Below are 14,137 nucleotides of genomic sequence, written 5' to 3'. Positions count from 1 at the left end.
TGCTCGGAGCCTGCTCAGGACTCCGCGGCGGCCGCGAGGCGGTCGCGGAGCGCGCGCAGCCGCGCGAGGCTCGAGGGGCGACCCAGGAGCTCCATGGACTCGAACAGCGGCGGGGAGATGCGGCGGCCCGAGATCGCGCTGCGCAGCGGCCCGAAGGCGAGGCGCGGCTTGATCCCCATGTCCTCGACGATCGCGGCGCGCAGCACCTCCTCGAGGGTCGCGGCGGCGAAGGAGTCCGCCGGCACCGTCTCGACCTCGGTGATCGCGCGGTCGAGCACGGCGACCGGGTCGTCGCCGAGCTTCTTCAGGGCGTCGTCCTGGACGACCAGGTCGGCATCGGCCACGAAGAGGAAGCGCAGCATGTCCGGCGCCTCCCCCAGCAGGTTCATGCGCGGCTGGACGAGCGGCGTCGCCGCCACGAGCAGCGCGTGCTGCTCCGGGGTGACCGGGTCGGAGACGACCCCCGCGGACTGCAGGTAGGGCACCATGCGTTCGGTGAACTCGGCCTCGGGCAGCAGGCGCATGTGGTCCGCGTTGATCGCCGTGGCCTTCTTGAAGTCCACGCGGGCGGGGTTGGGGTTGACGTCGGACGCGTCGAAGCGCTCGACCATCTCCTCGCGGGAGAAGACGTCCTGGTCCGCGCTGTAGCCCCAGCCCAGCAGGGCGAGGTAGTTGACCATGCCCTCGGGCAGGAATCCCTGCTCGCGGTAGAGGAAGAGGTTGGACTCGGGGTCGCGCTTGGAGAGCTTCTTGCTGCCCTCGCCGAGCACGTACGGGAGGTGCCCGAACCGCGGGATCACGTCGGTCACGCCCACGGAGATGAGCGCCCGGTACAGGGCGATCTGCCGCGGGGTCGAGGAGAGCAGGTCCTCGCCGCGCAGCACGTGGGTGATGCCCATGAGGGCGTCGTCGACCGGGTTCACGAGCGTGTAGAGCGGCTGGCCGTTCGCACGGACCACGACGAAGTCCGGGGTGGCCCCGGCCTTGAAGGTGATCTCGCCGCGCACCATGTCCTCGAAGGTGATGTCCTCGTCGGGCATGCGCAGGCGCCACACGGGCTCGCGGCCCTCGGCGCGGAAGGCGGCCTTCTGCTCCTCGGTGAGGTCGCGGTCGGAGCCGTCGTAGCCGAGCTGCGGGTCGCGGCCCGCGGCGCGATGGCGCTCGGCGATCTCCTCCGCGGTGGAGTAGGACTCGTAGATGTGGCCGCCCTCGCGGAGCTTCGCGATGACGTCCTGGTAGATGTCGCCGCGCTGGGACTGGCGGTAGGGACCGTGCGGACCGCCCACCTCGACGCCCTCGTCCCAATCGATGCCGAGCCAGCGCATGGCGTCGAGCAGCTGATGGTAGGACTCCTCGCTGTCGCGCGCGGCGTCGGTGTCCTCGATGCGGAAGATCAGCTTGCCGCCGTGGTGGCGGGCGTGGGCCCAGTTGAACAGGGCCGTGCGGACCATGCCCATGTGCGGTGTGCCGGTGGGGCTGGGGCAGAAGCGCACGCGGATGTCCGCGCCGGTGGCCTCGGTGACGGGGGCGGGCGCGGGGGCGGTGGGGGTCACAGGGAGGTCCTCCTGAGGACGGGGTTGGTCAGGGTGCCGATGCCCTGGATGGTCACGTCGATGCTCGAGCCGGCCTCGACGGAGCGGACGCCGGCCGGGGTGCCGGTGAGGACGACGTCGCCGGGGAGCAGCGTGACGACGCGGGAGATCTCCGAGATGAGCTCGGGAACGGAGCGGAGCATGTCCGCGGTGGTGCCGTCCTGGGCGGTCTCGCCGTCCACGCTCGAGGAGATCGCGAGGGCGGCGGGGTCGAGGTCGGTCTCGATCCACGGTCCGATCGGGCACGAGGTGTCCCAGGCCTTGGCCCGGAACCACTGGTTCTCCCCGCGCTGGGTGTCCCGCGCGGTGAGGTCGTTCGCGCAGGTGTAGCCGAGGACCACGTCCTCCACCTGCTCGGGCTCGAGATCCTTGGCCATCCGTTGGATGACCACGGCGAGCTCCGCCTCGAGGCTCACCTCCTCGCTGTAGGCGGGCAGCACGATCGGGTCGCCGGGGCCGACGACGGCGGTGTTGGGCTTGAGGAAGTACAGGGCCTGGTCGGGCACCTCGTTGCCGAGCTCGGCGGCGTGCGCGGCGTAGTTGCGGCCGACGCACACCACCTTCGAGCGCGGGATGACGGGTGCCAGCAGGCGGACGTCCTCGAGGGGATGGATCTTCCCGGTGGGGCGGATCTCGGTGTACAGGGGATCGCCGGTGATGCCGTAGACCATGTCGCGGCCGTCCTTCTCCTGGACGATGCCGTACATCGGGTCCTCACCGGTGGTGAATCGGGCGATGCGCATGGGCGCCAGTCTAGGTCGTCGCGTGCGGGGCCCCGGTTGGTGAGGGCCGTCGCCCTGGACACCTCGTCCCACACCCCATAGTATTTCAACATTCAACGAGATTGTGCGAGGAGACGCCATGACCACCGCATCCACCCCTCCGGCCCCCGCGGCTCCTTCTGCTTCTGCCGTGACCTTCGGCCTGGACACCTTCGGGGACGTGACCGTCGACGCCGATCGCCGCAGCGTCGGCCACGCCCGGACGCTCCGGGACGTGGTCGCCCAGGCCGAGCTCGCCGACCGCGTGGGCATCGACCACTTCTCCGTCGGCGAGCACCACCGCCCCGACTTCGCCGTCAGCGCGCCCGACATCGTGCTCGCCGCGATCGCGAGCCGGACCGAGCGGATCACGCTGGGCACCGCCGTGATCGTCCTCAGCTCCGACGACCCGATCCGGCTCTACGAACGCTTCTCGACCCTCGACGCCCTCTCCGGCGGCCGCGCCGAGCTCACCGTGGGCCGCGGCTCCTTCACCGAGTCCTTCCCGCTGTTCGGACACTCCCTCCAGAACTACGAGACGCTCTTCGAGGAGAAGCTCGACCTGCTCGCCACCGCCCTGCGCGAGCGCCCCGTGAGCTGGTCCGGGAGCATCCGGCCGCCGCTGAAGGACCAGGAGCTGTTCCCGCCGCTCGAGCGCGAGCTGCCCACCTGGGTCGCCGTCGGCGGCAGCCCGAACTCGGTGGTGCGCGCCGCCCGGCACGGCCTGCCGCTCATGCTCGCGATCATCGGCGGCTCGCACGAGCGCTTCGCCCCCTACGTGGACCTCTTCCGCGAGGCGACCTCGCAGCTGGGCACCGGCGCACTGCCCGTGGGCGTCCACTCCCCCGGGCACGTCGCCGCGACCGACGCGGAGGCCCGCGAGCAGCTGCTCGAGCACTGGATCGCCCAGCGCAACCAGATCGGCGCCGAGCGCGGCTGGGGTCCGACGGGCCCCGCGGAGTTCGACGCCGAGATGCAGCACGGCGCCCTCTACGCCGGCTCACCGGAGACCGTGGCGCGCAAGATCGCCCGCACCGTGCAGGACCTCGGCCTGGACCGCTTCGACCTCAAGTACGCGAACGGACCCGTCCCCCACGAGCAGCTCATGACCTCGATCGAGCTGTACGGCACGGAGGTCATCCCGCGGGTGCGGGAGCTGCTCGCGCAGGGAGCCTCCGACGCCGCGATGCCGCGCCGCTCCCCCGGTCGCTGACCTCCGCGGGATCGGCCCGCCCCGCCCGGCGTCGAGCATCCCTCCGGGGTGGGACCTATCCTGGCGTCCCTCCCGCGCCACGTCCGTAACGGCGAGCACCCCGCCTCGAAGGAGCGCCACGATGCCCGACCCTGCGCTGCACGTCGGGCCGCGGCTCGTCTATCGCGCGGGGCCCGGCATCCTCTACCGGGTCGCCGTGGGCATCCTGCTCGCGGGCCTCGCCGTCGCGTTCCTCGGCTGTGCATCGATGTCGCTCCTCAGGCCGGAGCGAGCTCGCGTGCTCCTGGCGACCCTCCTGGTCGCCGCGTTCCTCCTTCTCGGCACAGGCGTCGCGCTGCTCCTGCGCCCCGCGTTCATCGTCACCACCGGAGGCATCACGGTGCGCGGCTACGTGCGCACGCGGCGAATGGACTGGGCCTCGATCGCGCACGTGGAGGTGGACAGGTCCTTCTTCGACCGAGGAGCGACCGTGGTCGTGCTCCGGGACGGCCGACGCGTGCGGTGCGCGCTCACCGGCTCACGGTTCGCCCTGCACCGCGGGGAGAGCACGTTCGACCACGGCTCCGACCTCCTGCACCCCGCGCGTCCCACCCGCGCGGCGATCGACGCCCACCGGCGGTGGCTGCGGGACGGGCGCTGAGCGCGGTCGGTCACGCGCAGGAGCCGGGACCGGCGGGCCGCTGGCACACTGCTGGGATGACCGTCCCTCCCCCGCTCCGACGGATCCCCGCCGACGAGGCGCGCGAGCAGCGCCGCGCCCACGAGGAGCGGGCCGATGCGCTGACCGCGGGGCACCGCGAGCGCCGGCGCCGCGGGGAGAAGCATCCGGTCGAGGACTTCCTGTTCACCTACTACCCGTTCTCCGCCGCGCGCCTGCGCCGCTGGCACCCGGGGGCCGGCGTCGCGTACGACGCCGCCGCGGATCGCGACGAGCAGGGGGAGAGCGTGATCGCGGATCTCACTGGGGACGGCTCCCGCTCCTGGTACGTCGACGTGGCCGACGGCCCCACGACCTGGCGGCACGCGGACGTCGAGCGCTTCCGCACCGAGCGCGCGAGCGCCCTGGGTTTCATCCAGCGCCTGCTCTCCTCCTCGACGCTCACCGCGCGGCGCCCCGAGTTCGGGTGCTTCGGCCTGCACGAGTGGGCGATGGTCCACGGACTCCGTCCCGGGCAGCAGCGTCACGAGGACCTCCCGCTGCGGCTCGGCCACGAGGAGACCGACGCGGTCGTCGAGCGGGAGCAGCTCGTGTGCTCCCACCTCGACGCGTACCGCTTCTTCACCCCGAGCGCCGCTCCGCGCAACGCGATCACCCCGAGCCGCGAGCGGCAGGTGGAGCTCGACAACCCCGCCTGCCTGCACGTGGGGATGGACCTGTACAAGTGGGCGATGAAGCTGGGGCCGCTCGTGGACTCCGCGCTCGTGCTCGACTGCTTCGAGCACGCCCGCGCCACGCGGGTGCTGGACATGGAGGCGAGCCCGTACGACGTGCGCCCGCTGGGCTACGGGGTGGTCCCGATCGAGACGCCCGGCGGGAAGGCGGAGTACGTGCGCCGCCAGCGGGAGCTCGCCACCGGTGCGGACGCCCTGCGGGCGCGGCTGCTGGAGCAGCTCGCGCCGCTCACCGCCGACGCCTGAGACGCCGAGGGCCGGCATCCCCAGGGGATGCCGGCCCTCGACCACGAGGAGGGACGTGCTCAGAGCGCGCCGGCCTCCGCGTACGCGGACTGCGCGTCGGCGCCGAAGTACGGGCCGTACATGACGTTCTTCTGGGTGTTGTAGCCGAAGCTGTTCACCGAGTTCTGGGCCCCGTCGCCGAGGAACCAGGGGCCGCCGGAGGAGCCGCCGATCATGTCGCAGGAGATGCCCTGGGACTGGGTGTCGCCGATCGTGTCGTCGCTCGCGGTGCCGGAGCAGGACTCGAGGGACTCGCCGTCGAAGGGCGCGGCGGCCGGGTAGCCGTAGGACGTGTACGACGCGCCGCGGGCCTGGTTGAAGGCGATCGCGGTGGTGCCGACGGTGGACTCGAGGGTCGCGGTGCCGCTCTCCGGCTCGACCTTCGCGAAGGCGACGTCGTAGCTGATGTCCTCGTCGGAGACCCACTGGTCGGTCGAGACGAGGTCCGTCGCGGCCCAGGTGCCGTAGGGGGCGTCGCCGTGGTCGTAGCCGGGCACGAAGACCCAGTTGGTGGCCCAGGTGCCGGCGTCGTTCACGCAGTGCCCGGCGGTCGCCACGGTCGAGCCGTTGCCGGAGGCGACGGCGTTGCCGGAGCAGACGTAGTCCACGCCGCCCTGGGTGAAGAAGACCTTGCCCACGGTGTCCTTGGCCGCGGCGGCGGCCTGGGGCTTCTTGCCCTTCTCCGCGCTCCTGCCGGTGACGGTCTGGGGCTTGCCCTTCTCGACGGCGTCGGTGACCGGGGAGTCCTCGGGGGCGAGGTCCTCCGCGGGGACGGCGGACTCCATACGGGAGGCGGTCCAGTACTCGTGGGCGTCGGACTGCGCGCTCGAGGAGAGCGTGGTGCGCTCGCTGTCCGGGCCGTCGGCGGCGGCGATGCCGGCGCCGCCCACGGCGAGTCCGGCGACCAGGGCGGCGCCGCCCAGGAGTCGGGAGCAGCGGCGGAGGAGAGGGCGTTGCGTCACGGTGGTGCCTTTCGACAGGTTCCTGGGGAGGGATGACGACCTCGGGAGGCCGTGGCGGCAACCTACGTCACGTGACGGAGGTCACCTGCCCGTTCGTTCCGGCTCCTCCCGGTCCGCCCGGATCGCCTCCACCACCCGTCGACTACTCCTCGGTAGCCAAGCCTTCGCCCGAGCCCTCCGAGCGCCCGCCGCCATCACTGCAGGTCGCTCCGCACTCCGTCGCGCAGTCATCCGAGGGGCTCTCGACCCCCGAGCCATCTTGATCACGAACAGGTAACGATCGCCCGAACGGGGCGGGTCGCGCGGCGGCCCGTCGCTCCTCGTCCCAGTGCTCGACCGCGCCCTCCCCCGCTCTCTGCTCGTCGGTGAGCGAGGGGTCCTCGGATCGTCGTGCCGGCATCGTCGTCCTTCCGTCGCAGGAGGCACCGCAGTGCCCGGGCGCTCGAGGGTAGCCGCCCGGGCGCCCCGGCCCTGGCAGACTGGACCCATGCCTGCGCTGACCCCGTTCCTGCCCCCCGACCTCGACGGAGACGGTCAGGACGCGATCGTCGACGGCTTCATCTCCGCGCAGGAGTCGCAGGGCCGCACCCTCTACCCGCACCAGGAGGAGGCCCTGCTCGCGATCGCGGCCGGCGACCACGTCATCGCCGCGACCCCCACCGGCTCCGGCAAGACCACGATCGCCTACGCCGCGATCTTCGCCGCCCTCGCCCGCGGGGAGCGCGCCTACTACACGGCCCCCATCAAGGCCCTGGTCTCGGAGAAGTTCTTCGACCTCGTCGCCCAGTTCGGCGCCGAGCGCGTCGGCATGATGACGGGCGACTCGAGCGTCAACCACGACGCCGAGATCATCGTCTGCACGGCCGAGATCTTCGCCAACCACGCCCTGCGCGACGGCCCCTCCTCCGACGTGGGCCTCGCCGTCATGGACGAGTTCCACTACTACGGCGACCCCCAGCGCGGATGGGCCTGGCAGGTGCCTCTCGTCGAGCTCCCCCGCTGCCAGTTCGTGCTCATGAGCGCGACCCTCGGCGACGTGACCTTCTTCGAGGAGGATCTCCTGGAGCGCACCGGCCGCGAGGTCACCACGATCGCCGACGCGCCCCGACCCGTGCCCCTCGACTTCCGCTGGGCCCTCGAGCCGCTGCCGGACACGATCGCGACGATCCTGCAGGACCGCGACGCCCCCGTGTACATCGTCCACTTCACCCAGAAGGACGCGCTCGAGCAGGCGCAGGCGCTGCTGGGCCAGAAGATCCTCGCCCCCGAGGAGAAGCAGCAGGTCCGCGACATCATCGGCGACTTCCGCTTCGCCAAGGGCTTCGGGCAGGTGCTCTCCAAGCTCGTGCGCGAGGGCATCGGCGTCCACCACGCCGGCATGCTGCCGAAGTACCGCCGGCTCGTGGAGAAGCTCGCGCAGTCCGGGCTGCTGAAGATCATCTGCGGCACCGACACCCTCGGCGTCGGCATCAACGTCCCGATCCGCACCGTGCTCCTCACCGGCCTCGCGAAGTTCGACGGCAAGCGCATGCGGCTGCTGAACTCGCGCGAGTTCCACCAGATCGCCGGCCGTGCGGGCCGCGCCGGCTACGACACCGTGGGCCACGTGGTCGTCCAGGCGCCCACCTGGACGATCGAGTTCGAGCGCGAGCGGGCCAAGCAGCGCGCCCGGGAGGAGGCCGGGAAGGCCCCCAACAGCGCGAAGAAGCGCAAGAAGGAGCCCAAGCCCCGGATCCCCGAGGGCGCCGTCTCGTGGTCCGAGGAGAACCTCACCAAGCTCGTCGAGAACGCGCCGGAGCCCCTGCGCCCGCACCTGCGGATCACCCCGTCGATGGAGCTCGCGCTCATCGCCCGCCCCGGGAACGCCGTGAGCGCCGCCCGGCACCTCATCATGACCAGCCACCAGACGACGCGGCAGAAGCTCGCCCTGGTCAGGCAGGCCGCCGAGATCTTCCGCGGGCTCAAGGACGCCGAGATCGTCCAGCTGCTGCCGGAGGCGGACCACCTGGGACGGCGGCTCGCGCTCGTCGAGGACCTCCAGCTCGACTTCACGATGAACCAGCCGCTCGCGCCCTTCGCGATCGCGATGATCGACTCCCTCGACGAGGAGTCGCCGACCCTCGCCATGGACACCGTCACGATCATCGAGTCCGTCCTCGAGGACCCCCGGCAGATCCTGCTCGCCCAGCAGAGCGCCGCCAAGGGCGAGCTGCTCGCCGAGCTCAAGGCCGACGGCGTCGAGTACACCGAGCGGATGGCGCGGCTGGACGAGGTCACCTGGCCGAAGCCGATGGCGGAGGAGCTCGAGGCCGCCCTCGAGATCTACCGCCGCACCCGGCCCTGGGTGCGCGCCGAGGACCTCTCCCCCAAGTCCGTGGTGCGCGAGATCCACGAGACCGGGCAGACCTTCAGCGAGTTCGTCCAGCGCTACGGGCTGCAGCGCTCCGAGGGCATCGTGCTGCGCTACCTCTCCGACGCCTACCAGGCCATGCGCCGCACGATCCCCCAGGACCTGCGCACCGAGGAGCTCGAGGACACGATCGAGTGGCTCGGTGTGCTCGTGCGCGGCATCGACTCCTCGCTCCTGGACGAGTGGGAGGCGCTCACCCACCCCGAGGACGGACCCGGCGCCGAGGAGGAGGTGCGGCCCAGCTCGCCGCGCGGCCTCTCCGCCCAGACCAAGGTGCTGCGCACCATGGTGCGGGCCGCGATGTGGCAGCGGGTCGAGCACTTCGCCTTCGAGCGCGAGGAGCGCCTCGCCCAGCTCGACGGCGCCGCCGGCTGGGACCGCCGCGCCTGGGCGGACGCCATGGACGCCTACTACGACACCTACGACGAGGTCGGCATCGACGGCCCCGCCCGCTCACCCCAGCTGCTGCAGATCACCGAGGAGTCGAAGGTGTGGCGGATCCGCCAGGTCCTCGACGACCCCGACGGGAACCACGACTGGGCGATCGAGGCGGAGCTCGACCTCGAGGCGACCGACGAGGCCGGCGAGCCGGTGCTCACGATCACCCACGTGGGGGACATGGCCTCCCGCTGAGTCACCGGCGGCTCATGCGCACGGTGAGGACCATCGCCCCGACCGCCGCGAGGAGCAGCAGCGCGAGCGCCGGGGCGTAGCTGCCGAGGCTCTGCATCGTCGCGGCCATGAGCAGCGGCGGGACGAACCCGCCGAGCCCGCCCGCGGCACCGACCACGCCCGTCACGGCGCCGATCTCGCCTGCCGGGGCGACCCGTGCGACGAGCGCGAACACCGCGCCGGCGCCGAGGCCCAGCGCCCCGGCGGCGAGCAGGAGCGCGAGCGTGCCCGTGGGGGCGAGCGGCGGGTGCAGCGCGAGGACGGCGGCCGCGACGGTCAGCGCCGCGTAGGAGACCAGGAGCGTGCGGGCGGCGGTGAAGCGGTCCGAGAGCACCCCGCCGAGCGGGCGCAGCAGCACCGCCATGACCACGAAGCCGGCCGTGCGCAGCGCCGACTCCCCCGGCTCGAGGCCGTACCAGCGCACGAGCAGCGTGGGCAGGAAGACCGAGAACGCGACGTACCCGCCGAAGGACAGCGCGTACAGCGCGCTCGCCTGCCAGGTCACGGCCAGCCGGAGGGCCGCGGCCGTCGCCCGCGCGGGACTGCCGACGGCCGGGCGCCAGGTCGGGGCGGTGCGCATCGAGGTCGCCGCGACCGCGGCGAAGGCGACGAGCGCGGCGGCGGCCACGAGGAAGGGCGCCGTCTCTCCCCCGGCCCGCACGAGCGGCACGGTGGTGAAGGCGGCGATCGCCGTGCCGCCCATGCTCGCCCCGTAGAGCCCCGTCGCCATCCCGCGCCGCGAGGGCGGGAACCACGAGTTCACGTACGGGATGCCGATCGCGAAGGCCGTGCCGGCGATGCCGAGCAGCAGCCCGCCGAGGAGGAGCCCGGCGAGCGAGTCCTGGCCGACGAGGCCGAGCAGCAGCACCGGCACGACGGCGGCGAGCGAGACGGCCGTGAACATGACCCGGCCGCCGAGCCGGTCCGTGAGGGCGCCGATCGGGACCCTCCCGAGCGCGCCGACCAGCACCGGCACGGCCACCACGAGGGAGGCGTCGGTGATCGTGCCGCGCTCCACGAGCACCGGCCCGAGCGGGCTCAGCAGCGCCCAGGCCCAGGAGCTCACGCCGAAGCCGAGGGTGGCGAGCACGAGGGCGCGCACCGCGCCGGCGGGCAGGGCGACGGCGGTGTCGGCGATGGGGGCGGCGCCGACCGATGGGGTGAGGCCGCCGGGCGAGGCCGGGTCGATCGGCGGGGCCGGATCGACCGGAGAGACGAGATCGGTGGAGGGGCCGGGATCGGCAGGCGGGGCGGGCAGGGCCGGCGGGGCCAGCGGCGACGAGGTCACAGGGACTCAGCTCTCACGGGACGACGGGTGAGCCCTCAGCCTGAAAGCGCCCGCTCCCCGGGACCAGCACCCCGGTCACCGGCAAGACCGTCGATCACGGTTCGGTCACGGAGCCCTCGAGGGCTCCGTGATCACGCCGCGCGGGGTCAGGCTGGCGCGTCGAGGTCCAGGTCCACCATGAGCTCGGCGGCGATCGCCTCGAGCGCCTCGCGCACCTCCGACTCGTCGGCCCCCTCGGGGAGGCGCACCACGGCCTCCGCCTCGAAGAGCATGCCTCCGCCCTCGGGCGCCTCGCGCGTGAGCGAGCGGAGGGAGTCGATGGTCGCGCCCTGGGAATGCAGCGCCTCGGTCACCTCACGCACCATGCCCGTGCGGTCCTGGCCCAGCAGGGACAGCACGAGACCCGTGCCCGCGGGAGCACCGTCGGCGGCATCCTCCGGGTGCGCGGGCGCGGCCTCGACCTGGAGTCCCACACCCGCCGCGAGGCCGGGTAGGGCGTCGAGGAATCCGGCCGCCCGTTCCTCGGGGAGGTCCACGCGGACGATGCCCGCGAACTTGCCGGCCAGGAGGGCGAGCTGGCTGTCCACCCAGCTCCCGCCGTGGTCGTCCACGGCCGCGGCGAGGGTGGACACGAGGCCGGGGCGATCATCGCCGATCGCGGTCAGCACATAGGTCAGCATGCGCCCCAGGGTAGCGCCCGGCACGCCCCGGGGCGCAGGGTTCCGGAGCTGTCAAGGCAGGACGCGCGACCGGGGAGACCACGCAGCGGCCGAGCTCAGATGCCGAGCTTGTGGAACGCGTAGGTGTACGCGTCCACGATCGCCTCCCAGGCGGCGTCGATGATGTTCGTGCCCACGCCCACCGTGTGGAACTCGAGGCCCGCGCCGCCCGTGCGCACGAGCACCCGGGTCGTCGCGTCGGTGCCGTGGTGGGAGTCGAGGATGCGCACCTTGAAGTCCTGCAGCTCGAGCTCGTCGATCTGGGGGTAGGTCTCCAGGAGGCCTCGCCGCAGCGCCGTGTCCAGCGCGTTGACCGGTCCGTTGCCCTCGGCGATGGTGACCGAGCGCGAGCTCGGGTCGTCCGCCCGGGCGAGCAGACGCACCGTCGCCTCGGTCTCGAGGGAGCCGTCGCGCAGCAGGTGCGAGGTCGCCCGCCAGGACTCGACCGAGAAGAACCGCGGCACGCGCCCCATCTCGTCGAGCAGGAGCAGCTCGAAGGAGGCGTCGGCCGCCTCGTAGGAGTACCCGGCTGCCTCGCGCTGCTTGACCGTGGTCGCGAGCCGCGCGAGCAGGTTCTTCTCCCCCGTGAGGTCGAAGCCCAGCTCGCGCCCCTTGAGCTCGATCGAGGCGCGACCGGCCATGTCGGAGATGATCATGCGCATGTCGTTGCCGACCTCGCGCGGATCGATGTGCTGGTACAGGTCCGGGTCCACCCGGATCGCGCTCGCGTGCAGGCCCGCCTTGTGGGCGAAGGCGCTCTGCCCCACGTAGGGGCTGCGCGGGGAGACCGGCATGTTGACGATCTCGCCGATCGCGTGGGCGATGCGGGTGGAGTCCTCGAGGGCGGCCTCCGGCACGAGCTCGAGGCCCATCTTCAGCTGGAGGTCAGCGAGCATCGTGACGAGGTCGGCGTTGCCGGTGCGCTCCCCGTAGCCGTTGACGCAGCCCTGCACGTGGTCGATGCCGGCGCGCACCGCCGTGAGGGCGTTGGCGACCGCGCAGCCGGAGTCGTTGTGCGTGTGCACGCCGAGCCGCACCGGCGCATCGCTGACGGCGCTCCCCGCGTCCAGGCGCGACCGGAGGTCCTCGACGATCTCGGTGACCTGGTGCGGGATCATCCCGCCGTTCGTGTCGCACAGCACCACGGCGCGGGCCCCGGCGGCGTGGGCCGCCGCGACCACGGAGGTCGTGTAGGCGGGGTCGTGGAGGAAGCCGTCGAAGAAGTGCTCCGCGTCCACGAACACCTCGCGTCCGAGCCCCACGAGGTGCTCGACCGTGTCCCGGACCATCGCGAGGTTCTCCTCGGCGGTGGTGCGCAGCGCGCCCGTCACATGGCGCAGGTCCGACTTCGCGACGAGGGTGATCGTCGGCGCGCCGGAGTCCACGAGCGCCTGCACCTGCGGGTCCTCGGCGACCGCCACGCCGGCCTTGCGGGTCGCCCCGAAGGCCGCCAGGCGCGCGTGCCGCAGCTCGAGCTCGCCGGCGGCGCGGGTGAAGAACTCGGTGTCCCGCGGGACCGCGCCGGGCCAGCCGCCCTCGATGTAGGTCACGCCGAGCTCGTCGAGCAGGCGCGCCACGGCGAGCTTGTCCGCGACGGAGAGCGTGAGGCCCTCCTGCTGGGAGCCGTCGCGCAGCGTCGTGTCGTAGAGGTGGAAGCCCGGGATCGCGGTGGACGCGGAGCTCTCGCGGAGTGCGGGGGTCGTCGTCATCGGGGCCTCAGACCAGGCGGGTGAGCCAGCCGTGGCGGTCCGGGACCCGGCCGTACTGGATCCCGGTGAGCTCCTCGCGCAGGGACAGCGTGGTCGCGCCGGACCCGCCGTCGGCCACGGTCCACGAGCCGCCGTGGGCGCGCAGCTCCCCGATCGGCGTGATCACCGCGGCGGTGCCCGCCGCGAACATCTCGGTGATCTCGCCGGCGGCGATCTGCGCGGTGAGCTCGGCGAAGTCCAGCCGCTGCTCGACGGGCTCGAGGCCGCGGTCCTCCGCGAGGCGCAGGATCGAGTTGCGCGTGACGCCCTCGAGGATCGACCCGGTGAGCGAGGGGGTGAGGATCCGGCCGTCCTTCGTGATCGCGAAGACGTTCATGCCGGAGAGCTCGTCGACGAAGGTGTGCGACTCGGAGTCCAGGAACATGACCTCGTCCGCGCCCTGGGCGGCGGCCTGCTTCTTCGCGAGCAGCGAGGAGGCGTAGTTGCCCCCGCACTTCGCGTCGCCGGTGCCGCCGGCGCCCGCCCGCGCGTACTCGTCCGTCACCCACACCACGAGCGGCTGCACGCCGCGCGGGAAGTAGGCGCCGGCCGGGGAGGCGATGAGGTAGTAGTCCGCGATCGCGGAGGAGTTCACGCCGAGGAACTCCTCGTTGGCGAACATGAAGGGGCGCAGGTACAGGGAGGTCTCCCCCTCCGGCTGCGGGACCCACGGCTCGTCGGCCGCGACGAGCGCGCGCAGCGACGCCACGAAGTCCTCCACCGGCAGGTGCGGCAGCGCGAGGCGGTCCGCGGAGTGCTGGAAGCGCTCGGCGTTGCGCTCCGGGCGGAAGGTCCAGATGGATCCGTCCGCGTGGCGGAAGGCCTTGAGCCCCTCGAAGATCTCCTGGCCGTAGTGGAGCACGGCGGAGGCCGGGGAGATCTCGAAGGGGCCGTAGGGGAGGATCTCGGCCTCGCCCCAGCCGCCCTCGGCGGTCCAGCGGGCACGGGCCATGAAGTCCGTGAAGTGCCGGCCGAAACCGGGGGCGGCGAGGATGCGGGCGCGCTCGTCGTCGCCCACGCGACGGGTGGTGGTGGTCGAGGTGAAGGTGAGCGCGCTCATCGGAGGCTCCTGGGGCGGGACGGGACGGGACGGAA

General features: G+C 72.7%; 11 protein-coding genes. 4 read left to right on the top strand and 7 right to left on the bottom strand.

The window, feature by feature from the left end; genetic code table 11:
• Window positions 1–14: 14 nt before the first annotated feature.
• Both gltX and ACYVAP_RS06745 read right to left on the bottom strand, forming a co-directional pair.
• Window positions 15–1,553 carry a glutamate--tRNA ligase gene (gene gltX / locus ACYVAP_RS06750; protein ID WP_498860073.1) on the bottom strand — a complete coding sequence of 513 codons (1,539 nt, stop codon included), beginning with the start codon at window positions 1,551–1,553 and terminating at the stop codon, window positions 15–17.
• Entirely contained in the window at window positions 1,550–2,335 is a 786-nt protein-coding gene (locus tag ACYVAP_RS06745) for a fumarylacetoacetate hydrolase family protein (protein WP_498860072.1), read from the bottom strand. The genes gltX and ACYVAP_RS06745 overlap by 4 nt, the downstream gene beginning before the upstream one ends.
• A gap of 118 nt (window positions 2,336–2,453) precedes the next feature.
• Here ACYVAP_RS06745 and ACYVAP_RS06740 point away from each other — a divergent pair, with 118 nt between their 5' ends.
• The 3 genes from ACYVAP_RS06740 (at window position 2,454) to ACYVAP_RS06730 (ending at window position 5,204) form a co-directional block, all read left to right on the top strand.
• Entirely contained in the window at window positions 2,454–3,566 is a 1,113-nt protein-coding gene (locus ACYVAP_RS06740) for an LLM class flavin-dependent oxidoreductase (protein ID WP_498860071.1), read from the top strand.
• A 121-nt stretch (window positions 3,567–3,687) separates the two neighbouring features.
• Window positions 3,688–4,206 carry a PH domain-containing protein gene (locus ACYVAP_RS06735; RefSeq protein WP_498860070.1) on the top strand — a complete coding sequence of 173 codons (519 nt, stop codon included), beginning with the start codon at window positions 3,688–3,690 and terminating at the stop codon, window positions 4,204–4,206.
• A 56-nt stretch (window positions 4,207–4,262) separates the two neighbouring features.
• Complete coding sequence (locus tag ACYVAP_RS06730) at window positions 4,263–5,204, top strand: 3-methyladenine DNA glycosylase (RefSeq protein WP_498860069.1); 942 nt, start codon at window positions 4,263–4,265, stop codon at window positions 5,202–5,204.
• A gap of 59 nt (window positions 5,205–5,263) precedes the next feature.
• On the opposite strand, the gene ACYVAP_RS06725 is transcribed toward ACYVAP_RS06730, so the two are convergent.
• Complete coding sequence (locus tag ACYVAP_RS06725) at window positions 5,264–6,205, bottom strand: trypsin-like serine peptidase (RefSeq protein ID WP_498860068.1); 942 nt, start codon at window positions 6,203–6,205, stop codon at window positions 5,264–5,266.
• Window positions 6,206–6,692: 487 nt separating this feature from the next.
• Between ACYVAP_RS06725 and ACYVAP_RS06720 the strand changes: the two genes are divergently transcribed.
• Window positions 6,693–9,248: a DEAD/DEAH box helicase gene (locus tag ACYVAP_RS06720; RefSeq protein WP_498860067.1), complete on the top strand. Its 2,556-nt coding sequence runs from the start codon at window positions 6,693–6,695 to the stop codon at window positions 9,246–9,248.
• A 1-nt stretch (window position 9,249) separates the two neighbouring features.
• Here ACYVAP_RS06720 and ACYVAP_RS06715 read toward each other — a convergent pair whose 3' ends face one another.
• The 4 genes from ACYVAP_RS06715 to ACYVAP_RS06700 all read right to left on the bottom strand — a co-directional run bounded on the left by ACYVAP_RS06715 (window position 9,250) and on the right by ACYVAP_RS06700 (window position 14,102).
• Window positions 9,250–10,575 carry an MFS transporter gene (locus ACYVAP_RS06715; RefSeq protein ID WP_498860066.1) on the bottom strand — a complete coding sequence of 442 codons (1,326 nt, stop codon included), beginning with the start codon at window positions 10,573–10,575 and terminating at the stop codon, window positions 9,250–9,252.
• 146 nt (window positions 10,576–10,721) lie between these two features.
• Entirely contained in the window at window positions 10,722–11,255 is a 534-nt protein-coding gene (locus tag ACYVAP_RS06710) for a glycine cleavage system transcriptional repressor (protein ID WP_498860065.1), read from the bottom strand.
• Between the two features lie 95 nt (window positions 11,256–11,350).
• Complete coding sequence (gene cimA / locus ACYVAP_RS06705) at window positions 11,351–13,003, bottom strand: (R)-citramalate synthase (protein WP_498860064.1); 1,653 nt, start codon at window positions 13,001–13,003, stop codon at window positions 11,351–11,353.
• A 7-nt stretch (window positions 13,004–13,010) separates the two neighbouring features.
• Window positions 13,011–14,102 carry a branched-chain amino acid transaminase gene (locus ACYVAP_RS06700; protein WP_498860063.1) on the bottom strand — a complete coding sequence of 364 codons (1,092 nt, stop codon included), beginning with the start codon at window positions 14,100–14,102 and terminating at the stop codon, window positions 13,011–13,013.
• Window positions 14,103–14,137: the final 35 nt, after the last annotated feature.

The sequence above is a fragment of the Brachybacterium horti genome (assembly GCF_054777615.1).
Note: the sequence above shows the minus strand (reverse complement) of the source record. Positions and strands in the feature narration are given on the sequence as shown.